This is a genomic window from Streptomyces sp. NBC_01433 (assembly GCF_026340105.1).
GTDB lineage: Bacteria > Actinomycetota > Actinomycetes > Streptomycetales > Streptomycetaceae > Streptomyces.
The window spans coordinates 4,196,160-4,217,724 of sequence record NZ_JAPEPM010000001.1 but is presented as its reverse complement, the minus strand read 5'-3'; the positions used below and the strand labels follow the sequence as shown (position 1 = coordinate 4,217,724).

Here is a 21,565-nt window from a genome sequence, read left to right as displayed (position 1 = left end):
CGTTGCCGATAGCGTCGCCGCATGGACGTCTCTTGGGAAGAGTTCGGCTGGGAGCGGTTGGGCAACGGTGTGGGCCGGCGGCGGCTTCCCGGGTGGGATGCGACGGTCGCGCTGGTGGCCGGAGCGGGCGGGGCGCTGCTCTACGACACCGGGTCGACGCTGCGTGAGGGCGTCGGGCTGCGGACGCAGGCGGAGGCGTTGCTCGGCCGCAGGGTGACACATGTCGCACTGAGCCACCCGCATTTCGATCACGTGCTGGGCACCGCGGCGTTCGCCGGGGTCCAGGTATACGGGGCGGCCGGCATCTCCGGTCTCCTCGACCGCGAGGCGGACGGTCTGCGCGCCTCCGCGGTACGCCACGGGGTGCCCGAGGAGCTGGCCGCGCAGGCGGTGGATGTCCTGGTGGCTCCGCACCACGAGGTGTGCGGGGAGTGGACGCTCGACCTCGGGGGCGGCCGGCGGGTACTGCTGGCCGATGTCGGTCCGGCGCACAGCGGCCACGATCTGGCGGCGCTGGTGCCGGGGTCGGACGGGGAGCCGGCGGTGGTGCTCTGCGGCGACCTGGTCGAGGAGTCCGGCGAACCGCAGGCGGGCCCGGACGCGGTCACCTCCCGCTGGCCGGCCGCGCTGGACAGGCTGCTGGCGCTGGGCGGCGAGGACGCGCTGTACGTACCGGGTCACGGGGCGGTGGTGGACGCGGCGTTCGTACGGGCGCAGCGGGACCGGCTGGCGGAGCGCTTCGGCGTGTCGTGAGAGGCCGCCCACGGTGCCGGTCGGTCTTATCGTCGTGCCATGCGCAGCTATCAGCCGGACCTGACCCCGCCGTGGAAGAAGTCCGCCCCCGCCCCCGAGGTCCCCGCCGAGCCCGATCTGGTCGTGGAGGAGGTCGCCACCGGCTTCTGCGGTGCGGTGATCCGCTGCGAGAAGACGGCCCAGGGCCCGACGGTCACCCTGGAGGACCGCTTCGGCAAGCACCGGGTGTTCCCGATGGAGCCGCGCGGCTTCCTGCTGGAGGGCCGGGTCGTCACGCTCGTACGCCCGTCGGCCGCCGGTCCCGTCCGGCCCGCCCGTACGGCCTCGGGTTCGGTGGCGGTGCCCGGCGCGCGGGCGCGGGTGGCGCGGGCCGGGCGGATCTATGTGGAGGGCCGGCACGACGCGGAGCTGGTCGAGCGGGTGTGGGGCGACGACCTGCGGATCGAGGGCGTGGTGGTCGAGTACCTGGAGGGCATCGACGACCTCCCGGCGATCGTGCGCGAGTTCTCGCCGGGGCCGGACGCCCGGCTGGGGGTGCTGGTGGACCATCTGGTGCCGGGTTCCAAGGAGTCCCGGATCGCCGGTCAGGTGTCGGACGCGAACGTGCTGGTGGTGGGCCACCCGTACATCGATGTCTGGGAGGCGGTGAAGCCCTCGTCGGTGGGGATCGCGGGCTGGCCGGTGGTGCCGCGCGGCCAGGACTGGAAGACAGGGGTGTGCCGGTCGCTGGGCTGGCCGGAGAACACCGGGGCGGCCTGGCAGCACATCCTCTCCAAGGTCCACTCCTACCGCGACCTCGAACCACAACTCCTGGGCCGGGTCGAGGAGTTGATCGACTTCGTCACGCTTCCTGCCTGAAATCCGGCCCCCGTTGAAGAGAATCCGGTACCGATCCCGCTGAACGCCTGCGCCACACACGCACCATCGGTTATTGAGGGGTGAAGGGGCTCGGCGGGCGACGGGAAGGCACGGGGGCCATATGACACGCGAGGTGTGGCAGGACAGTGCGGAGAACGAGGCGGCTTCGGCCGTCTTCCACCTCATGCAGCAGCTGATCGACCAGTACAAGGTCAACCGGCCGGTGATGCCACTGGTCGTCGCACAGGCGGCCGACGCCGACGTGGGCTCCGAGATCGACGCGCGCGTCGAGCAGATCGTGCTCCAGATCCACCGGGCCAATCAGCTCCGCCGGGTCCCGGTGAAGCTGCTCGACGGCGACGGCCGGACCCCGTACGACGCGGCGCTCGACATGGTGCGCAGGCTGAGCGAGGAGCCCTGGGAGACCCGGGAGAGTTCGCAGTACAAGCCGTTCTCCTTCCCCCGCTCACGCCTCCTCGGCGCCATCGAGCAGGCCACCACGACGGTGCTCGCGCAGCCCGGCGGGCGGTCGGCGCGCGGACGTGAGGAAAGGATTCTTGAGCAGCTGGGCAGGCTGCGCTGGCGGGCCAGCCGGTCGGGGACCAACAACTGGTGGGACTCGCTGCGGGCCTCGGTGCGGCCGGAGACCTTCATGGGTGCCGTCTTCATCGCCGTGCTCAGCGTGCTGCTCGGCGAGATCGGCTGGCTCCTGACCGCCCTGGTGGCGGCCGTCGCACTGCTCGGCCTGGCCGTCGTACGGCTGCTGAGCAGCGCCGCGCCCCCGCTGCTGTGGCTGCGCCGGGCCAGCCGGTGGTTCGCGACCACCTCCTCGCTGGCCGCTTCCAGTACGGGGTACCCCTCGGACGGCTGGTCCCGGTTCTCGCCGAGCGGTTCCTGGCGGGTGATCCGGGCCCGCGCGGCGGCGGTCGCCGAGCGGGTGGCCGACGCGCGGGCGGGCGACGAGCACGCGCGCCAGTTCCATCTGGAGCTGCGGGTCCAGGCCCTGCTGGAGGACCTGCTGCACAACTACCGGCCGCACACGCTGGACTGGCGGCGCAGCAAGCGGACGGTCCCGCCGGTGGTGTTCCTGCCCACGGCCACCCAGGACAACGGCGGCATCCTGCTGATCAACGCGATGAACAACGTACGTTCCCGGCGCAGCGAGGTGGACCCGCTGCTGCTGCTGGCGTCCCTGCCCGCCGCCGGGATCATGCGGCACACCCCGCCGCTGCCCGCGGACCGGCCGCCCGCGAGCGGGCCCAGCGTCTCCGCGGCGGCGCGGGCCCGTTACGAGCGCTGGGTCGATGATCTGAGCCTGGGCCAGTCCCCGGTCGCGGCCGCGACGCTGGCCTGGGTGCTCCGGCTGCCGCTGTCCACCGGCAAGCTGACCCATGAGCACGCGCACGCGGAACTCGTCACCTATCGGGTCCGGCGGACCTGGGCATGGTGGGTGATGTCCAGGGCGGCCGTCGCGCTCGTCCTCGTCGGGAGTCTGCTGGGGACCTTCCTGTGGAGCGAGCACTGGCGGAAGGAGTACTGCCACGGCCCGCTGACCGACCGCAACACGGACGCGATCTGGAGCGGATCCGGGAAGGACAAGGAGTGCGTCGGGGTGGCCACGTCCCCCGAGGTGCTCTTCGCCAAGGGCAACAAGCTGACACTGAACGGTGCGGGCAAGGGCATCAGCTTCGAACGTGTCGAGAAGGCGATCCGCGACGAGAACGCGGGCATCGGGCCGAACGAGAACTACGTCACCATCGTCTACGCGGGGCCGCTCACCGCGCGGAACGGCGATGACAAGCTCACCCGCAAGGGGCTGGAGGAGCTCACCGGCGTCTATCTCCACCAGCGTTCGGTGAACGAGACGTTGCACCGGCCCGTCAAGCTGCGGGTCCTCACGGCCAACGGCGGTCAGGACATGCTCCATCAGCTGACCGCCGTGGACAAGATCATAAAGGTGGCGGAGCGGGACCCGACCGTGGTCGGCGTGGTCGGCTTCGGCCGTAATACGCAGGAGAGCGCGGCGGCCACCGGCCGGCTCCGGAAGGCCGGTCTGCCGCTGGTCGACACCACCAATTCGAGCAGCGACCTGCCCCGGGACTACCCGAACTACTTCGGTCTCGCCGCGACCGACGAGGAGCAGGCGTACGCCCTCGGCCTGGTCGCCCGGCAGATCGCCGAGAAGCTCAAGGGCGGGAGGACCGCCCCGAGCGCGATCGTGCTTTCCAGGGAGCTGCGCAACGGCGACAAGGACCGGTACACGGCCGAGCAGCGCGAGGCGGGCCGGTCGATGCTCCGCAAGGCGGGGTTCGGCGTGGGCGACGACATCACGTACAAGCTCTCCGGCGGTGCCAGCCTCAACACCCCGGTGACCACGATCTGCAAGCTGGACCCGGTGCCCGACGCGCTGTACTTCGCCGGCCGGGTCGAGGACGTCCCGAACCTGATGAGCGGCCTCTCGCAGGGGCTCTGTTCCAAGAAGCCCCTGACGGTGTTCACGGGGGACGATCTGACGAAGGGCACCTTCGAGGCCAGCACGTCCATCGCCGCGAACGTGACGCTCTACCACAGCTCACTGGCCCCGCTGGACAAGGGCGGCAACCTCGGCTTCTACAGCGATGCCCGCAGCGCGCTGGCCGACCTGCACCCCGACGGGGAGCTGACGGCTCTGTCGGCGGGCACACCCGCCTATGAGGACGAGCTGTTCGCCAGCGGTCAGACCATACTTTCCTACAGCGCGACGGCCGCGCTGTACGACGCCGCCGCCCGCGGGGACACCCGGCGAAGCGCGGCGGAGACCTGGGCGACGCTGCACACGGTGGACCTCAACAGCATGCCCACGGGGACGATCACCTTCAGCAGGGACAAGGCGTCCCCCGCCGAGAACATGCACGGCATCAACATCATCAAGGTGGTCCGCCCCGGGCCGGACGCCGAGCGGACCGTCCTGTGCGGCAAACCGGCGGGCATACCGAAGCCGCTGGCCCGCGAGGACTGCAAGCCGTAGCGGGGCGGCGGGAGGGGTGGTCGTCTCAGTCCACCAGGTCCCGCACCACCGCGTCGGCCAGCAGCCGCCCCCGCAGGGTGAGGACCGCACGCCCCTCCTCGTACGGACCGGCCTGAAGCAGCCCGTCCGCGAGGGCCCGTCGCGAGGCCGCGAGGCCGTCCGGCCTGAGCAGCGACAACGGGCACCCTTCGAGCAGCCGCAGCTCCAGCAGGATCCGCTCGACCCGGCGGTCCTCGGCGGCGAGGATCTCGCGCCCGGCCCCGGGCGAGCGGCCCTCGGCGAGCGCCTGTGCGTACGCCCCCGGGTGCTTCACGTTCCACCAGCGCACCCCGCCCACGTGGCTGTGCGCGCCGGGCCCGGCGCCCCACCAGTCGGCGCCGCGCCAGTACAGCTCGTTGTGCAGGCACCGGCCCTCGGGCGTCCGGGCCCAGTTGGACACCTCGTACCAGGAGAAGCCCGCGGCGGCCATCGCCTCGTCCGCGATCAGGTACCGGTCGGCGTGCGCGTCGTCGTCGGTCATCGGGATCTCGCCGCGCCGGATGCGCCGGGCGAGCTGGGTGCCCTCCTCGACGATCAGGGCGTAGGCCGACACATGGTCGGGGCCCGCGCCGATGGCCGCGTCCAGGGAGGCCCGCCAGTCATCGTCGGACTCGCCGGGGGTGCCGTAGATCAGGTCGAGGTTGACGTGGTCGAAGCCCGCCGCCCTGGCCTCGGCGACACAGGCTTCGGGGCGCCCGGGGGTGTGCGTACGGTCCAGGATCTTCAGGACGTGCTGCCGGGCGCTCTGCATGCCGAAGGAGACCCGGTTGAAGCCGCCTTCGCGCAGGGCCGCCAGATAGGCCGGGTCGACGGACTCCGGGTTGGCCTCGGTGGTGATCTCGGCATCGGCCGCGAGCCCGAACTCGTCGCGGATCGCCCCCAGCATCCGTACGAGATCGGCGGCGGGCAGCAGCGTGGGGGTGCCACCGCCGACGAAGACGGTCCGGACCGGCCGGGGGTCGTCGCCCAGGACCTTGCGGGCCTGGCGGACCTCCTCGATCAGGTGCGCGGCGTAGTTGTCGCGGGAGGCCAGGGCGCCGCCGGAGCCGCGCAGCTCGGTGGCGGTGTAGGTGTTGAAGTCGCAGTAGCCGCAGCGGGTGGCGCAGTAGGGCACATGCAGGTAGAAGCCGAGCGGTCGGTCGGCGGCGCCTTCCAGGGCATGGCGGGGCAGCGCCCCGTCGTCGGGCACGGGCTCACCATCGGGCAGTACGGAAGGCATACCGTCCATTGTCACTCGCCGCCGGAGCGGCCCCGACCCGCTGCGGGCCGGGGCGGTCCCTCCGTACGCCATCCATCCGCCCTCAGTCGGCCCGGAGCACCATCAGGGCCACGTCGTCGTCCGGCGGCAGCTCGGCGAACTCGTGGACGGCCCGCTTGATCCGGTCGGCGATCGTCTCCGCGGACAGCCCGGCGCATCCGGAGAGCACCCGTGCGAGCCCGTCCCCGTCGTCGAACAGGAGCCGCCCCGAACGCCGCTCGGTCACCCCGTCGGTGACGCAGAGCAGGGCGTCGCCGGGTGCCAGGTCGAAGCTCTGGCTCTCGTACGCCACGTCCTCGACGACGCCGAGCAGCACCTGGGGATCGGCCGCGGGACGTACGGAGCCGTCGGGCCGCAGCAGCAGGGGCAGCGGGTGGCCCGCGCTGGCCACGGTGCAGCGCACCCCGCCGTCCGGGAGCGGGACGATCTCCCCGTACAGCAGGGAGAGGAACCGGGACTGGGAGCCGTCCTGGAGCTGCTGCCCGCCCGCCGCGGCGACCATCAGGGCGGCGGCCTCCGCGGCCTCCATGGCGTCGTCGAGGAGGAGCCGGTTGAGCCGGTCCAGGACCTCACCGACGCCGAAGCCCTCCCGGGACAGGAGCCGCAGCCAGGGGCGGGCCAGTCCGGTGACGACGGCGGCCTCGGGGCCACTGCCCTGGACGTCGCCGAGCACGAAGCACCAGCGGTCGCCGGGGCACGGGAAGATGTCGTAGAAGTCACCCCCGACCACACCGTCGTCGCTCGGCTCGTACACCAGGGCACTGGTGACTCCGGGGATCTCCGCGACCTTGCTGGGCAGCAGTCCGCGCTGGAGGATGCGGCTGATCGTGGCCTGCCGGGTGTAGGCGCGGGCCGCACCGACGGCGAGGCCGAGGCGACGGACGAAGTCCTCGATCAGCGCGGCCACCTCGTCGGGCACCCGGGCGACGCCCTCCCGCCCGACCAGGACGGCGCCGAGAGAGCGGCCGCCCGCGGTGATCCGGTAGGCGAGGGCGGCTCCGTCACGGCCGCCGGGCCGCGCGTCCGGTTCCCCCTCGGGAGCGCCGCCGTCCGGCCGCCCGTGCCGCTCGTCGGCCCCCGCGCCGCCGTCCGGTGATCCGTGCCGCTCGTCGGACTCCGCACCGCCGTCCGTGGGCCAGGGCATGGGTACGGGCCCGGAGCCGGCGCTGCCGGGCAGCCGGAGGGGTTCCTTCTCCAGCACCGTGCGCAGCGCCTCGGTCCCCGTCTCGTCGTGGTGCCAGACGCGGGCGAGCCGGGGTGCCGCCGCGGGCCCGCCGCCCTCGCTCTCCAGCCAGATCGCGCACCAGTCCGCGAGCCTGGGCACCAGCAGCTGTCCCGCTATGGCCGCCACGAGGTCCTCGTCGAGCTGGCCCGCCAGCAGGTCGGACGCCTCGGCGAGGAAGGAGAGCGCGCCCCGGTTGTCCCAGCCCGCGTCGTCGCGTTCGGCGCGCCGGACGGTGGGGGCGAGGATCTCGGCGGCCCGCAGGCCGCACCGCAGGGTGTCCTCCTCGGACGGTCCCGGCGGCGCGCTCCACTCGTCGACGGAGAGGCGGGCCCAGACGGTCTTGAGGCCGGTGCGGTAGGTGATGCCCCAGGATTCGGCGAGGGTGGCGACGAGCTGGAGGCCGCGGCCGTACTCGGCGGGGTCGGGCCGCTCCGTCGGCGGGCCGGCCGCGGCGCCGGACCGCTCGCCGCTCACCGGGCGGGCCGGGTGGTGGTCGGTGACCTCCAGCACGAGGGCGGCGGGCGTCTCGTCGGCCGCTTCCTCCAGGCGGAAGAGCAGGTCGACGGCCGTCCCGGCGTGCACGACCGCGTTGGTGACCAGCTCATTGGCGACGGTCACCGCGTCGTCGGCCAGCCGGTCGCTGAAGCCCACGGCCGCGGGCACCCCGATCCCGGCCCACTCCGCGAGCGCGGCGCGTACGAACTTGCGCGCCGCGGACGGGGCGAGCGGTATTCCGGGCAGGCTGGTACGGCTGACCAGGCGCGGGTCGTCGAACTGACCGGCACCGCCGGTGACGGGACGGTGCACGATGTCCCGCTGCAAGGGAATGGGCCCCACGTGCGGCTCCTACCGGTCTCACGAAACGCCGCCGACAACAACGACAGAGTGACAGACCGGCCGCGCGCATAAGCACCGAGTTACCGAAGTGGGCAGAAATTCGAGCGGGTTCGAACGCGATGCGGCAGGAAGCGGAACACGGGTGGGCAGGTAGAAGCGGAACGCGGCGGGTGCGGTAGATGCGTACACATCTGCCGCACCCGCCCGCGCCACGTGCGTCCCGCAGGGCGCGTACGTTGCTCGACCTGCGGCACACGCTTCACCGCGCGCTTCGGTACACGCTTCGGCGCGCTCCCCTGCCCGCTCCCTTGCCCGCTCTCCTGTCCGGCCTCCGGCGCGTCTGATGTGCCCCCGTGCCCGAACCGGCCGTTACGCCTCGCGCGAGCCCGCGTACATGTCCTCGATGAGCTGCTTGTACTCGCGCTCGACGACCGGCCGCTTCAGCTTGAGGCTGGGGGTCAGCTCGCCGTGCTCGATATCGAGGTCGCGCGGCAGCAGGCGGAACTTCTTGATGGTCTGCCAGCGCTGGAGGCCCTCGTTGAGGCGCTTCACGTAGCCCTCGATGAGTTCGACCGTCGCGGGCGCCGCCACCACCTCGGCGTACGACTTGCCCTCCAGGCCGTTCTCGGCGGCCCAGCCGAGGATGGTGGGACCGTCGAGCGCGATGAGGGCGGAGCAGAAGTTACGGTCCGCGCCGTGCACCAGGATGTTGGAGACGAACGGGCACACCGCCTTGAACTGACCCTCGACCTCCGCCGGGGCGACGTACTTGCCGCCGGACGTCTTGATCAGGTCCTTCTTGCGGTCGGTGATCCGGAGGTAACCGTCCACGGACAGCTCACCGATGTCGCCGGTGTGCAGCCAGCCGTCCGACTCCAGCACCTCGGCGGTCTTGTCGGCCTGCCGGTGGTAGCCCTGCATGATGCCGGGGCTGCGCAGCAGGACCTCGCCGTCGTCCGCGATCCGCACCTCGGTGCCGGGGAGCGGCTTGCCGACGGTGCCGGTGCGGTATGCCTCGCCCGGGTTGCAGAAGGACGCGGCGCTGCTCTCGGTCAGGCCGTAGCCCTCCAGGATGTGGACCCCGGCCCCGGCGAAGAAGTAGCCGATGTCGGGGGCGAGTGCCGCGGAGCCGGAGACACAGGCCCGCAGTCGGCCGCCGAACGCCTCGCGGATCTTGGCGAAGACGAGCGTGTCGGCGACCTTGTGCTTGGCGCCGAGCGCGAAGGGTACGGAAGCCGTGCCGGTACGCCGGAAGTTGTCCTGGGAGACCTTCGCGTACTCCCGGGCCACCCCGGCGGCCCACAGAAAGATCTTGTACTTGGCGCCGCCACCGGCCCGCGCCTTGGCGGCGACCCCGTTGTAGACCTTCTCGAAGATCCGGGGGACGGCGGCCATGTAGGTCGGCTGGACGACCGGCAGATTCTCGATGATCTTGTCGATGCGGCCGTCGACCGCGGTGACGTGACCGACCTCGATCTGCCCGGAGGTGAGGACCTTGCCGAAGACGTGCGCGAGGGGCAGCCAGAGGTACTGAACGTCGTCCGCGGTGATCAGGCCGGTCGCCACGGTGGCCTTGGCCATGTACGACCAGTTGTCGTGCGGCAGCCGGACGCCCTTGGGACGGCCGGTGGTGCCCGAGGTGTAGATCAGGGTGGCCAGTTGGTCGGCCGTGATGGCGGAGACCCGGTCCGTGACCGCGTCCGGGTGCTTCGCCAGGTGCTCGGCGCCCCGCGCCTCCAGGTCGGCGAGGGTGAGGAGCCAGCCCTCCGGGTCGCCCTCGACGGGCTCGGCGCCGGCCGGGTCGATGACGACGACATGGGCGAGGTTCGGCAGCTCGGCGCGGGCCTCACGGGCCTTCGCCAGTTGCGCGGCGTCCTCGGCGATCAGGACCCGGCTCTCGGAGTCGGCCAGTATGAAGGCGGACTCCTCGGTGTTCGTGGAGGGGTAGATCGTGGTGGTCGCGCCGCCCGCGCACATCACACCGAGGTCGATGAGGATCCACTCCACACGGGTGGCGGAGGCGAGCGCGACGCGCTCCTCCGGCTCCACCCCGAGCGCGATCAGTCCGGCGGCGATCGCGTAGACCCGCTCGGCGGCCTGCCCCCAGCTCAGCGACTTCCACTCGTCGGGGCCCTGGCCCGAGACGGCGGGCACCGGATAGCGGTAGGCCTCCCCGTCCGGGGTGGCCGCCACGCGGTCGATGAAGAGAGTCGCCACAGAGGGCGGTCGGTTATCGATCAAGGTCTGTGTGTCGCTCACGACGCGTCCTCCGGGCCTGCGGCATTGCTTCGACCGGCTTCTTGATACTGCGGCTGCTTCTGCTGATCCTGCTCGTCGTTCTCGCTCGTCGTTCTCGTGCGTTGTTCTTGCTCGTCGTTCTTGCTCGACGCTCTCGCTCGTTGCCGTTGGATCACGCTTGTTTAACTGGTGAGTAACCAGCGGGTCGTGATCAGAGTAGAGCGCGCGGGAGCGCCATGTAAGAGGCAATCGGCCGCCGCTTCATAACGAACGGCCCCCGTGCCGCAAGGTTCTGCGGCACGGGGGCCTGTCGCGCTACTCATCGGTACGGATGACCGGGGCTTCTCCGCGTCGGGCTACTTCTTGCCCTTGGCCTCGCCGGCCGACTCGTCCGTCGACAGTACGGAGATGAAGGCGTCCTGAGGAACCTCCACGTTGCCGACCATCTTCATCCGCTTCTTGCCCTCCTTCTGCTTCTCCAGCAGCTTCCGCTTACGGGAGATGTCACCGCCGTAGCACTTGGCGAGGACGTCCTTGCGGATGGCGCGGACGGTCTCACGGGCGATGACCCGGGAGCCGATGGCCGCCTGGATGGGCACCTCGAAGTTCTGCCGCGGGATGAGCTTCTGCAGCTTGGCCACGAGCCGCACGCCGTACGCGTACGCCTTGTCCTTGTGCGTGACCGCGGAGAACGCGTCGACCTTGTCGCCGTGCAGCAGGATGTCGACCTTGACGAGCTGCGCGGACTGCTCGCCGGTGGGCTCGTAGTCGAGCGAGGCGTAGCCGCGGGTCTTGGACTTCAGCTGGTCGAAGAAGTCGAAGACGATCTCGGCGAGCGGCAGCGTGTAGCGGATCTCGACCCGGTCCTCGGACAGATAGTCCATGCCGAGCAGGGTGCCGCGCCGGTTCTGGCAGAGCTCCATGATCGCGCCGATGAACTCGCTCGGAGCCAGGACCGTGGCGCGCACGACGGGCTCGTGCACCTTGTCGATCTTGCCCTCGGGGAACTCGCTCGGGTTGGTGACGATGTGCTCGGTGCCGTCCTCCATCTCGACGCGGTAGACCACGTTCGGGGCGGTGGCGATGAGGTCGAGACCGAACTCGCGCTCCAGGCGTTCACGGACCACGTCGAGGTGGAGCAGGCCGAGGAAGCCGACGCGGAAGCCGAAGCCCAGCGCCGCGGAGGTCTCCGGCTCGTACACCAGGGCGGCATCGTTGAGCTGGAGCTTGTCCAGTGCCTCGCGCAGGTCCGGGTAGTCCGAGCCGTCCAGCGGGTACAGCCCCGAGAACACCATCGGCTTGGGGTCCTTGTAACCGCCGAGCGCCTCGGTGGCACCGTTGCTGAGGGAGGTGATCGTGTCACCGACCTTGGACTGCCGGACGTCCTTCACACCGGTGATGATGTAGCCCACCTCGCCCACGCCGATGCCGTCGGCCGGGGTCATCTCCGGGGAGGAGACACCGATCTCCAGCAGCTCGTGGGTGGCGCCCGTGGACATCATCCGGATGCGCTCGCGCTTGCTGAGCTGGCCGTCGACGACACGGACATAGGTGACGACACCGCGGTAGGAGTCGTAGACCGAGTCGAAGATCATCGCTCGGGCGGGGGCGTCGGCCTTGCCGACCGGGGCGGGCACGTCCCGGACCACCCGGTCGAGCAGGGCGTCCACGCCGACACCGGTCTTCGCGGAGACCTTGAGGACGTCCTCCGGCTGGCAGCCGATGAGGTTGGCCAGCTCCTCGGAGAACTTCTCGGGCTGCGCGGCGGGCAGGTCGATCTTGTTGAGCACGGGGACGATGGTGAGGTCGTTCTCCATCGCCAGATAGAGGTTCGCGAGCGTCTGGGCCTCGATGCCCTGCGCGGCGTCGACCAGCAGGACCGTGCCCTCGCAGGCGGCGAGCGAACGGGAGACCTCGTAGGTGAAGTCCACGTGGCCCGGCGTATCGATCATGTTGAGGATGTGGGTGCTGCCCTTGCCGTCTACGGTGTTGGGCGCCCAGGGCAGACGTACCGCCTGGGACTTGATCGTGATGCCGCGCTCGCGCTCGATGTCCATCCGGTCGAGGTACTGAGCGCGCATCTGCCGCTGGTCGACCACGCCCGTCAGCTGAAGCATCCGGTCGGCAAGGGTCGACTTGCCGTGGTCGATGTGCGCGATGATGCAGAAATTGCGGATCAGCGCCGGGTCGGTACGGCTCGGCTCGGGCACGTGGATAGGAGTCGCGGGCACGCAGGGTCCTGATTCTTGAGACGCCGAACGCCGTGTCTCGGGTCGATGTCGGGTCGGTCGGATCAATACGTAGCTTCCATCGTCCCATGGCTGCGGGGCAGCGACCGGTTTAGGCCGGTCGGAGAGTGACTGGTACCGTGGGCAGCTGTGCCTCGTGGCTCTCACGAGCGGCGTGGCGCACATCGAAGATCCAACGAACCTGAAAAGGCTCTGTCGTGGCGAACATCAAGTCCCAGATCAAGCGGAACAAGACCAACGAGAAGGCGCGCCTGCGCAACAAGGCCGTCAAGTCGTCGCTCAAGACCGCGGTCCGCAAGGCCCGAGAGGCCGCCGCTGCCGGTGACGTCGAGAAGGCCACCACGGCCGTCCGCGACGCCTCCCGTCAGCTCGACAAGGCTGTCTCGAAGGGTGTCATCCACAAGAACGCCGCCGCCAACAAGAAGTCGGCGCTGGCCTCCAAGGTTGCCGCTCTCCAGGCCTGACCCTTCTGATGTGATCGCCGGTACGGACTCAGCGGGCCCTCTCTCCCGCTCCTGACCGGCACCCCGCGCCGCACACCGAACCTGCGTTCGCCACGCGGGTGCGGCGCACAAGACGCTTGAACCGACAGCCCCGGCAGCTCGTCCTCCCCAGGACGGCAACCGGGGCTTTCGCGTACCCGGCCCCCTTTACGCGCCCCCGTACGCGGATGGGATGGCTACGGGCTACGGGCTACGGGCTACGGGCTACGGGCTACGGGCTACGGGCTACGGGCTACGGGCTACGGGCTACGGGCTACGGGCTACGGGCTACGGGAAGAGTCGGGCATAGGTGCCGCTCGGCGCCACCCCCGGCTACCGCCCCAAGCGCGCAGCCCGGGCGATGGCGACGACGGCCTTCTCCAGGGCGTACTCCGGATCGTCCCCGCCGCCTTTGACCCCCGCGTCGGCCGCCGCCACCGCCCGCAGCGCCACCGCGACCCCGTCCGGCGTCCAGCCCCGCATCTGCTGCCGCACCCGGTCGATCTTCCACGGCGGCATGCCCAGCTCGCGAGCGAGGTCCGCGGGCCGGCCGCCCCGGGCCGAGGAGAGCTTGCCGATCGCCCGCACGCCCTGTGCCAGCGCGCTGGTGATCAGGACGGGCGCGACCCCGGTCGACAGCGACCAGCGCAGCGCCTCCAGCGCCTCGGCGGCCCGCCCCTCGACCGCCCGGTCGGCGACGGTGAACGAGGACGCCTCGGCGCGGCCCGTGTAATAGCGCCCGACGATCGCTTCGTCGATCGTGCCCTCGACATCGGCGACCAGCTGGGACGCCGCGCTGGCCAGCTCCCGCAGATCGCTGCCGATGGAGTCGACCAGCGCCTGGCACGCCTCCGGCGTCGCGGAACGCCCCAGCGCACGGAACTCGGACCGTACGAAGGACAGCCGCTCGGCCGCCTTGGTCGTCTTGGGGCAGGCGACCTCACGCGCCCCGGCCTTGCGCGCCGCGTCCAGCAGCCCCTTGCCCTTGGCTCCCCCGGCGTGCAGCAGAACGAGGGTGATCTCCTCGACCGGCGCGGAGACATACGCCTTGACGTCCTTGACCGTGTCGGCGGAGAGGTCGTGCGCATTGCGCACGATCACCACCTTGCGCTCGGCGAAGAGCGAGGGGCTGGTCAGCTCGGCGAGCGTGCCTGGCTGCAACTGGTCGGAGCTGAGGTCGCGGACATCCGTATCGGCGTCGGCGGCACGGGCTGCCGCCACCACCTGCTGCACGGCACGGTCCAGGAGGAGGTCCTCCTGGCCCACGGCGAGCGTGACGGGGGCGAGCGGATCGTCGGCAGAATTCTTCCTGGTGGCCATCGCGTTCCAGCATCCCACGCCCCACTGACAGCCCGGGGCGGCCCCACCCGCCCCGGGGCACCCGCCCCCCGTGGGCACCCGCCCGATGCCCGAGAATGGGCGGGTGAGCGATGTGAGACATGTACTGGTGCTGCCCGACCGCGACACCGCGGAGGAGGTGGCCGGGGAGCTGGCCGACCGTTTCGGCGTGGCCGAGGAGCCGCAGCTCGTACGGGACGCGCTGGCGGGTGAGGACGACGCCGAGGACGCCCAGTGGCTGGTGATCGTCGAGGACCCGGCCGGGCGGCTGGACCCGGCCTCGCTCGACGCGTTCGCCGCGGAGTACGAGGGGTGGCTGGAGGTGCCCTGACCAGCTCGCGCACGGTTGGCCGGGCGTGCGCCGACTCAGCCCTTGGGAACGATCTGAATGTCCAGGTCGATGAAGATGCTGGAGCCGACCGCGGCGATGCCGCGGGCCAGCATCGTCTGCCAGGTGAGGGTGAAGTCCTCCCGGTGCAGTTCGGTGGTGGCACGGCAGGCGGCGCGGACCTCACCCTCCAGGCCGTTGCCCAGACCGAGGTACTGCGTGTCCAGCGTCACCGTACGGCTGACCCCGTGCAGCGTGAGCGCACCGGTGACGCCCCAGCGGCTGCCGCCGCGGTGGACGAAGCGGTCACTGTAGAACTCCAGCGTCGGGTAGCGCCCGACGTCGAGGAAGTCACCGGAGCGCAGGTGGTCGTCGCGCATCTGCACGTTGGTGTCGATCGAGGCGGCGTCGATGATCACATGCATGGCGGAGTCCTCCATGCGGTCGGCTATCCGTACCGCACCGGCGAAGGTGTTGAACCTGCCGTGGATACGGGCCATGCCGATGTGGCGGGCGGTGAAGCCGATCTGCGAGTGGTTCGGCTCGACCTCCCACTCGCCGGGGTCGGGCAGTTGCGGGGGCTGCGACATCTGAAGCGTCACATCGCCGAGGCTCGCGTGGCCGTTCTCGGAGACGACGGCCGCTCCGTGGAACGGGGTGAAGCCGTCCGCCGTGACCGCCAGCCGGTAATCGCCCGCCGGGACGGTGGCAAGGACGCTGCCGAAGGGGTCGGTCTCACCGCCGACGACCTTGCGGCCCGCGCTGTCGGTCACCACGTACTCGGCCTGCCGCACCGGCTCGTTGACCGGGTCCAGCACCCGACAGCTGAGCACACCGGCGGAATGGGGCACCGCCAATCCGGCGAAGGCGCCCTGGTGCGCGGCGCCCGTCCGACTCCTGCTTCCCAGCCAACGGCCGAACATCTCTTACGCACTCCCAGTGGCGATCTCACACTTCGGGGCCTCTGACGGCAGGACGTCGTTGTCGGAGCAGTGGCCCACCGACGAGCATGCATTCGACCACTGATGCGACGTTCGAGGCAAACGGAGTGCTCGGAGGGGGTTGTGGCGAGGTATCACCGAAGGTCCGAATTGACTGTTCCGTTCCCTGCCGGTCACTCATGCGGGGATGTCGCGGCCCGCATGGACTTCGGGCAGCCGGGAGAGCCGCAGACCGAAGTGGTCGCGATAGGCGGCGAGCACCTCTGTGTCCGTGGCCTGCTCCGTGCTGTGCCGCTCGCCCCGGACGGTCGTGACCAGCGAACGGCCGCTCAGTGTCACCCGACCCGTGTCGGTGACCCGTGAGCAGACGAGGGACCGGGTGAAGTGGGAGTCGGGTGACGTGCGGTGGTACCAGGCCCCGGCCCGGAAGTCCGCCAGCACCCGAGGCCGCAGATCGAGGCGGAACTGGCGCGAGTTGTCCCGCAACAGATCGAGATCGCCCTGCGGCACCGCCCGGAACCTGAACACACCGCGCGGATCCTCCTGCCCGGCACGGTCGTCCAGCGCGAGCGGCCGCAGGGCGTGGTCGCCGAAGCCCACGTCCGCCAGCCACGGCCCCGTACCGTCTTCGGTCTCCACCCGCAGCGCCATGTGGTCGTACGGAATACCGAGGCGCCCACCGTCGCCGAAGACCCGGGCCTGGAGCAGCGCCACACGGAAGCCGAGGGACCTCAGCAGCACGGCGAAGGCACCGTTCAGCTCGTAACAGAAGCCGCCCCGCCCACGGTTCACCACCTTGTCCAGGAGCGCCTGCTCCTCCAGCACGATCTCCTCGCCGAGATGGATCGAGAGGTTCTCGAAGGGCACGGCCATGAGATGCCTGAGCTGCAACGCGTGCAACGCCTCGGCATCGGCCCGCGCGGGGCGTTCGGCACCGATGCGGTCGAGGTACGCCGCGACCACCTCCGGTCCGGCGGAGCCGGAGGCCGGGGAAGACCGGGAGGCCGGGGTGTCGTGGGCTGCGGAGGAGCCTGGTGCTGCGGCATCGGCGGCCTGCGGCGGTTGCGGATTCATGACCGAAGTCTGTCCCAGTGCGCGCTCCCACGCCATGAGCCACAGGTCCTAGGACCGTCGACCGGGGCTGGGTATCCGCTGCGGTGTCCGTGGTCAAGACCGCCCCACCGCCCGCAGTTGCTTCCCGGTTCCGGTCACCGCGATGGCGCCGTCCGTGTCCGTACGCAGCACCTTCGCTCCCCCGGTTCTGAGCGCGTCGACGGTGCGGGCCGACGGGTGGCCGTACGGGTTGTCCGTGCCGCAGGAGATGAGAGCCAGTCTCGGCCGTGTGCTGTGCAGGAGCGCGGCATCCTGGAAGGCGGAACCGTGGTGAGCCACCTTGAGAACATCCACCTGCGGCATTGACGGATACGTACGTAACAGCGCCTGCTGGGAAGGGGGTTCGAGGTCACCCAGGAGCAATAGCGTCAGCCCTCCCGCTGCCCGTACGTAGAGGGTGACGCTGGAGTCGTTCGGCTCCTCCGTGCCAAGGCGTGCCCCCGCTCGTCCTGCCGGTGCGCGCCCTGTTCCGTCGCCCGGCCAGAGGACACGCCAGTCGAGCGGGCCGATACGGCGTCGCTCCTCCGGCACCGCCCGCACCAGCGGAATCCCCGCGGCGGCTGCCGTCCTCCGCACGAACACGGCCTGCTCCGCCGGTTCGTCGAGGCTCGTCGTCTGGATCGCGCCCACCGCTCTGCCGCGCAACGCACCGGGCAGGCCCCGGACATGGTCGGCGTGGAAGTGAGTGAGGAGCAGTAGCGGCACCCGGGTGACTCCAAGGTCTCGGAGGCACCGGTCCATCAACCGGGGGTCGGGCCCGGTGTCGATGACCACCCCGGCCCCCTCCCCCGCAGCGAGCACCATGGCGTCGCCCTGCCCGACGTCACACAGCGCGAACGCCCAGCCAGGAGGAGGCCAACCCGTCAGGATCCGGGTCAGCGGCACCGGCCGCAGCAGCGCAAGGACCAAGAGCAACGCGGCAGCCGAGCAGACCCACGGGTGCCGGGCCAGACGGCGGGCGAACAGCACCAACAGGCCCGTGAGTCCGGCGAGCAACGCCGCCCCGGCCCATCCTCCCGGCCACTCGACCTCCGCCCCGGGCAGGCCCGCCCCGGTACGGGCCACCGACGCGATCCACCCGACCGGCCAGCCCGCGACCCTGGCCAGCACCTCGGCAGCCGGCATGGCCACCGGGGCCACCGCGAGCGCGGCGAACCCGAGAACCGTCGCGGGCGCCACCGCGAATTCGGCCAGCAGATTGCAGGGGATCGCCACAAGGCTGACCCGCGAGGCGAGGACCACGACCACGGGCGCGCACACCGCCTGGGCGGCAGCGGCCGCGCCCAGCACCTCGGCGAGCCGGGGAGGAACCCGTCGCCGTTGCAGCGCCGCGCTCCACCGCGGCGCGAGCGTGAGCAACGCACCGGTGGCCAGCACGGAGAGCAGGAATCCGTAACTACGGGCCAGCCACGGGTCGTACAGCACCAGAAGCAGAACAGCCGCCGCCAGTGCGGGAATCAGGGATCTGCGGCGGCCTGTTCCGATGGCGAGCAGAGTGATCAGCCCGCAAACAGCCGCGCGAAGGACGCTCGGCTCGGGTCGGCAGACGACGACGAACGCGAGAGTGAGCGCACCTCCGATCAGGGCGGTCACCCGCAGGGAGATCCCCAACCGGGGCGCCAGCCCCCGCCGTTCTGCCCTCAGGGCGCTGCCCGGCGGCCCGACGAGCAGAAAGAGCAGGATCGACAGATTGGCGCCCGATACGGCCAGCAGGTGTGTGAGGTCGGTGGCTTTGAAGGCGTCGTGCAGTTCGGGCGGGATCCTGGAGGTGTCGCCGACCACGAGGCCCGGCAGCAGAGCCCGTGCGTCCGCGTCGAGCCCGTCGGTCGCCTCGCGCAGCCCGGAACGCAGATCCCCCGCCGTGCGCTGGAGGAGCGACGGGGGCCCGGCGATCCGCGGTGGCCCCTCGCCCTCCACCCGCAGTACGGCGGCAATACGTTCCCCTTCGTGCGTCGGAGGCGCGAGGCGGCCGGTCAGATGGAGACGGGTGGACGGCATCAGCCGCTCCCAGGGCGCCGCGGCGCCGCCGGGCGAGACCATGACGCGCACCGGCGTACGGATCCGGGTGACGGCACCGCCAGGCGCGATCACCCGGGTGACCTCGGCGTCGAGCAGCAGGGTGGCGGGCATGCTGTGGTCACCGCGGACCTGCGGCCGGGCCTGCCGTGGATCCGAGGTGACGGTCACCTCCGCGTCGATCCGCGCGTACGACTGCGCCAGAGCGGGTACGGGCCCTCGCCGGACATCGGCGCCGTGCAGCCCGGCAGTCGCCGCCCCGGCCGCCGCACAGAGCAGGACCGCTCCTGCGGCGGTGGCCCCGATACGCCTCCTGCTGTCCGCCGAGGCCGACAGGCGCGACGAGGCCAGGAGCCCCAGAGCCAGACCGGCACAGACCACGGCCCCCCAGACCGCCCACCACCCCGGTAATCCGAGACCGAGCGCCGCGGCCCCCCAGGCCGCGAGAGCGGGCGGGACGAGCCGCAGGTCTGCCGCCCCCTCCTGCCGCGGATCCGGCACGCCGAGACGCCGCCCCGAGGCCCTGTGAATGTCGACGCTGTCGGCGCTGCCGCCTGCGCTGCCCCGAGGATTGGCCTCGGGGCTCGTCCCGGGGCTGATCATGGCCGGACCAGGGGCTGAAGGTCCGCGAACCGGCGGTCGCCGATCCCGTTGACCTCACGGAGTTCATCGACGGAGCGATAACCACCGTGTTCCGCGCGGTAGTCGACGATGTGCTGCGCCAGGACGGGTCCGACCCCGGGAAGGGTTTCGAGCTGATCCACGGTCGCCGTGTTCAGGCTCACCGGCGTAGACGGCGGCCCCGCTGCGGGACCACCGCCGCCCGTTGTCCCGGAGCCGGACGGGACTGCGACCGGCCCCACCACGACCTGTTCGCCGTCCATGAGGACCCGCGCCCTGTTGATGCCGGTGATATCCGTGCCCTCACGCACGCCTCCGGCCGCCCGCAACGCATCGGCGACCCGCGAACCGGCCGGCAGCCGCCGGATACCCGGCATACGCACCTTGCCGCTCACATCGACGACGATCTGGCCTGCGGGGTCAGCTGCGGGTGGCTGCCCGGCGGACGGGCCCGGCGGCGCCGCCGGGCTTCCCGGACGCGGCGCGGGTTCCCGAGCGGCCGCCGGGGCCGCCTCTCCCGCTCTCACCGGCTCAGGAGCACGTACCGACTGCGGGCGGACGGACCAGAAGTGCACCGCGGCAAGGACAGCGGCTCCAACGAGAACAACGGCGAGCGCGGCAAGCGTCTTCGGTTCCAGACCGCACCGGAGCTGCAACCAGAGCGGCAGCCTCTCGCGGAGGGCGAGTACCAGCCGCCGACGCCGCCGTGACAGGCCCGTGCCCTGTGCGCCGACGGACGTCGTGAGAGCCGATGCCGTAATCGGGACCGGAGCGGAGGCCGAAGCCGGTACCGAACCCGAACCCGAAGGCAGAGTTGACGCCGAAGCCGAAGGTAACGACGGGAGCGGGCCCGGCTCCGTCGCAGCCGAGCCGGGCAACTCGTCGGGGGCGCTCGTCATCAGCGCATCCGCCCGCCGACGCGAAGCCGCCGCAACAGTTGCGGTTTGTCCACGTGAGGGACGCCGCCGTCCATGGCGAGCTCCGGGGCCGGTGCCCGCCCCACCACTGGGGCCGCGGCCGGGCCCATGTCGCGCGCGGCCGCCCGGCGCTGGACCAGGATCAGGACCGGGACCAGCAGCGCGACCACGGTCGAGGTCAGAACCGGTACCGAGGGCAGACCCGGTACCGAGGTCGGGAGCGCGTGCCGGAACAGGGGTCGAAGCCGGTGCGTGAACGGGTGTCCGAAGTGATCGAAGGGCCATGCCTCACGACATTAGGCACATCCGCCCGAACCCGCCGAGCGGCTTCGATTCCCGTGGATAACCGCCCAGTTGTGGATAACCTCGCCACCCTCCCGGGTGTACCGCAAGGGCGCGCCCACCGCAGCGCACTCACCAAGGCGGCCTCACCACAGCGGCCTCACCACAGCCACTTCGGCCACTTCGCCACAGCCACCTCAGCGCGGCGAGATCACCACGCCCAGCAGTCCCGGCCCGGTGTGCGCCCCGATCACCGCGCCCACCTCGCTGACGTGGAGGTCGCCCAGTCCCGGAATCCGCTCGCGCAGCCGCTCGGCCAGCCGCTCGGCACGGTCGGGCGCGGCAAGGTGGTGTACGGCGATGTCCACCGGACCCACACCCGCTCGCTCGGCGACGATCTCTTCCAAGCGCGCGATGGCTTTGGACGCCGTCCGCACCTTCTCCAGCAAATCGATCCTGCCGCCGTCCAGCTGAAGGATCGGCTTCACCGCGAGCGCGGAACCCAGCAGCGCCTGTGCCGCGCCGATACGGCCGCCTCGGCGCAGATAGTCCAGCGTGTCGACATAGAAATACGCGGACGTTCCTGCCGCCCGCTTCTCGGCGGCCGCCACCGCATCGTCCAGGCTGCCGCCCGTCTCCGCCGTCTCCGCCGCCGCCAGCGCGCAGAACCCCAGCGCCATGGCGACCATTCCGGTGTCCACCACCCGCACGGGCACCGGCGCGTCCTTGGCCGCGAGCAGCGCGGCGTCGTACGTGCCCGAGAGCTCGGCCGACAGATGCAGGGACACGATGGCGGTCGCCCCCGCCTCGGCCGCCGCCCGGTACGCCGCGGCGAAGACCTCGGGGCTGGGCCGGGACGTGGTCACGGAGTGGCGTTTCTGCAACGCGAGAGCCAGCGAGCGGGCCGAGATCTCCGTGCCCTCTTCCAGTGCCTGATCGCCCAGGACGACGGTCAACGGCACTGAGGTGATGCCGTGCCGTTCCATCGCCTGGCGCGGCAGGTGGGCCGTTGAATCGGTGACGATCGCGACATGGCGGGACATGAGCCGGAGGTTACCTTCCG

Annotated in this window: 16 protein-coding genes; 5 read left to right on the top strand and 11 right to left on the bottom strand. The window is 71.3% G+C overall.

Going from position 1 to position 21,565, the window contains the following annotated elements:
* The first annotated feature begins 21 nt into the window (after positions 1–21).
* From OG413_RS18925 to OG413_RS18915, 3 genes are all read left to right on the top strand, one after another.
* Positions 22–753 carry an MBL fold metallo-hydrolase gene (locus OG413_RS18925; RefSeq protein ID WP_266807051.1) on the top strand — a complete coding sequence of 244 codons (732 nt, stop codon included), beginning with the start codon at positions 22–24 and terminating at the stop codon, positions 751–753.
* A 39-nt stretch (positions 754–792) separates the two neighbouring features.
* Positions 793–1,611 carry a DUF3097 domain-containing protein gene (locus OG413_RS18920; RefSeq protein ID WP_266807050.1) on the top strand — a complete coding sequence of 273 codons (819 nt, stop codon included), beginning with the start codon at positions 793–795 and terminating at the stop codon, positions 1,609–1,611.
* Between the two features lie 121 nt (positions 1,612–1,732).
* Entirely contained in the window at positions 1,733–4,618 is a 2,886-nt protein-coding gene (locus OG413_RS18915; RefSeq protein WP_266807049.1) for an ABC transporter substrate-binding protein, read from the top strand.
* Between the two features lie 25 nt (positions 4,619–4,643).
* Here the strand turns inward: OG413_RS18915 and hemW are convergent, their stop codons facing one another.
* The 4 genes from hemW to lepA form a co-directional block, all read right to left on the bottom strand.
* Positions 4,644–5,876: a radical SAM family heme chaperone HemW gene (hemW, locus tag OG413_RS18910; RefSeq protein ID WP_266807048.1), complete on the bottom strand. Its 1,233-nt coding sequence runs from the start codon at positions 5,874–5,876 to the stop codon at positions 4,644–4,646.
* 82 nt (positions 5,877–5,958) lie between these two features.
* Positions 5,959–7,977: an ATP-binding SpoIIE family protein phosphatase gene (locus OG413_RS18905; RefSeq protein WP_266807046.1), complete on the bottom strand. Its 2,019-nt coding sequence runs from the start codon at positions 7,975–7,977 to the stop codon at positions 5,959–5,961.
* Positions 7,978–8,346: 369 nt separating this feature from the next.
* On the bottom strand, positions 8,347–10,236 hold the full coding sequence (locus tag OG413_RS18900; RefSeq protein WP_266807044.1) for a long-chain fatty acid--CoA ligase: 1,890 nt from the start codon (positions 10,234–10,236) through the stop codon (positions 8,347–8,349).
* A gap of 335 nt (positions 10,237–10,571) precedes the next feature.
* Positions 10,572–12,446: a translation elongation factor 4 gene (gene lepA, locus OG413_RS18895; RefSeq protein ID WP_266807042.1), complete on the bottom strand. Its 1,875-nt coding sequence runs from the start codon at positions 12,444–12,446 to the stop codon at positions 10,572–10,574.
* Between the two features lie 215 nt (positions 12,447–12,661).
* Here lepA and rpsT point away from each other — a divergent pair, with 215 nt between their 5' ends.
* A complete protein-coding gene (gene rpsT / locus OG413_RS18890; RefSeq protein WP_073724481.1) occupies positions 12,662–12,928 on the top strand; it encodes a 30S ribosomal protein S20 in 267 nt (88 codons plus the stop codon).
* 351 nt (positions 12,929–13,279) lie between these two features.
* Here the strand turns inward: rpsT and holA are convergent, their stop codons facing one another.
* Positions 13,280–14,266, bottom strand: a complete 987-nt coding sequence (gene holA, locus OG413_RS18885; RefSeq protein ID WP_266807038.1) for a DNA polymerase III subunit delta — start codon at positions 14,264–14,266, stop codon at positions 13,280–13,282.
* A 103-nt stretch (positions 14,267–14,369) separates the two neighbouring features.
* Between holA and OG413_RS18880 the strand changes: the two genes are divergently transcribed.
* Entirely contained in the window at positions 14,370–14,615 is a 246-nt protein-coding gene (locus tag OG413_RS18880; RefSeq protein WP_266807037.1) for a hypothetical protein, read from the top strand.
* Positions 14,616–14,650: 35 nt separating this feature from the next.
* Here OG413_RS18880 and OG413_RS18875 read toward each other — a convergent pair whose 3' ends face one another.
* The 6 genes from OG413_RS18875 to OG413_RS18850 form a co-directional block, all read right to left on the bottom strand.
* On the bottom strand, positions 14,651–15,535 hold the full coding sequence (locus OG413_RS18875) for a YceI family protein (RefSeq protein ID WP_266807036.1): 885 nt from the start codon (positions 15,533–15,535) through the stop codon (positions 14,651–14,653).
* Between the two features lie 195 nt (positions 15,536–15,730).
* A complete protein-coding gene (locus OG413_RS18870; protein WP_266807034.1) occupies positions 15,731–16,627 on the bottom strand; it encodes an arylamine N-acetyltransferase in 897 nt (298 codons plus the stop codon).
* A 93-nt stretch (positions 16,628–16,720) separates the two neighbouring features.
* Positions 16,721–19,285, bottom strand: a complete 2,565-nt coding sequence (locus OG413_RS18865; RefSeq protein ID WP_266807033.1) for a ComEC/Rec2 family competence protein — start codon at positions 19,283–19,285, stop codon at positions 16,721–16,723.
* Positions 19,282–20,202, bottom strand: coding sequence for a ComEA family DNA-binding protein (locus OG413_RS18860; protein ID WP_266807032.1), 921 nt, complete (start codon positions 20,200–20,202; stop codon positions 19,282–19,284). The genes OG413_RS18865 and OG413_RS18860 overlap by 4 nt, the downstream gene beginning before the upstream one ends.
* Positions 20,202–20,390: a hypothetical protein gene (locus OG413_RS18855; RefSeq protein WP_266807031.1), complete on the bottom strand. Its 189-nt coding sequence runs from the start codon at positions 20,388–20,390 to the stop codon at positions 20,202–20,204. The genes OG413_RS18860 and OG413_RS18855 overlap by 1 nt, the downstream gene beginning before the upstream one ends.
* A 309-nt stretch (positions 20,391–20,699) precedes the next feature.
* Positions 20,700–21,545 (bottom strand): DegV family protein, encoded by an 846-nt coding sequence (locus OG413_RS18850; protein WP_266807029.1) that lies wholly within the window; start codon positions 21,543–21,545, stop codon positions 20,700–20,702.
* Between the last annotated feature and the right edge of the window lie 20 nt (positions 21,546–21,565).

What these genes read in the sequence shown, in the direction of transcription:
- OG413_RS18925 (WP_266807051.1), top strand. Translation starts at nt 22, where the DNA reads ATGGACGTCTCTTGGGAAGAGTTCGGCTGGGAGCGGTTGGGCAACGGT.
- OG413_RS18865 (WP_266807033.1), bottom strand. Translation starts at nt 19,285, where the DNA reads ATGATCAGCCCCGGGACGAGCCCCGAGGCCAATCCTCGGGGCAGCGCA.
- OG413_RS18850 (WP_266807029.1), bottom strand. Translation starts at nt 21,545, where the DNA reads ATGTCCCGCCATGTCGCGATCGTCACCGATTCAACGGCCCACCTGCCG.
- OG413_RS18920 (WP_266807050.1), top strand. Translation starts at nt 793, where the DNA reads ATGCGCAGCTATCAGCCGGACCTGACCCCGCCGTGGAAGAAGTCCGCC.
- OG413_RS18870 (WP_266807034.1), bottom strand. Translation starts at nt 16,627, where the DNA reads ATGAATCCGCAACCGCCGCAGGCCGCCGATGCCGCAGCACCAGGCTCC.
- hemW (WP_266807048.1), bottom strand. Translation starts at nt 5,876, where the DNA reads ATGCCTTCCGTACTGCCCGATGGTGAGCCCGTGCCCGACGACGGGGCG.
- OG413_RS18860 (WP_266807032.1), bottom strand. Translation starts at nt 20,202, where the DNA reads ATGACGAGCGCCCCCGACGAGTTGCCCGGCTCGGCTGCGACGGAGCCG.
- holA (WP_266807038.1), bottom strand. Translation starts at nt 14,266, where the DNA reads ATGGCCACCAGGAAGAATTCTGCCGACGATCCGCTCGCCCCCGTCACG.
- OG413_RS18915 (WP_266807049.1), top strand. Translation starts at nt 1,733, where the DNA reads ATGACACGCGAGGTGTGGCAGGACAGTGCGGAGAACGAGGCGGCTTCG.
- OG413_RS18875 (WP_266807036.1), bottom strand. Translation starts at nt 15,535, where the DNA reads ATGTTCGGCCGTTGGCTGGGAAGCAGGAGTCGGACGGGCGCCGCGCAC.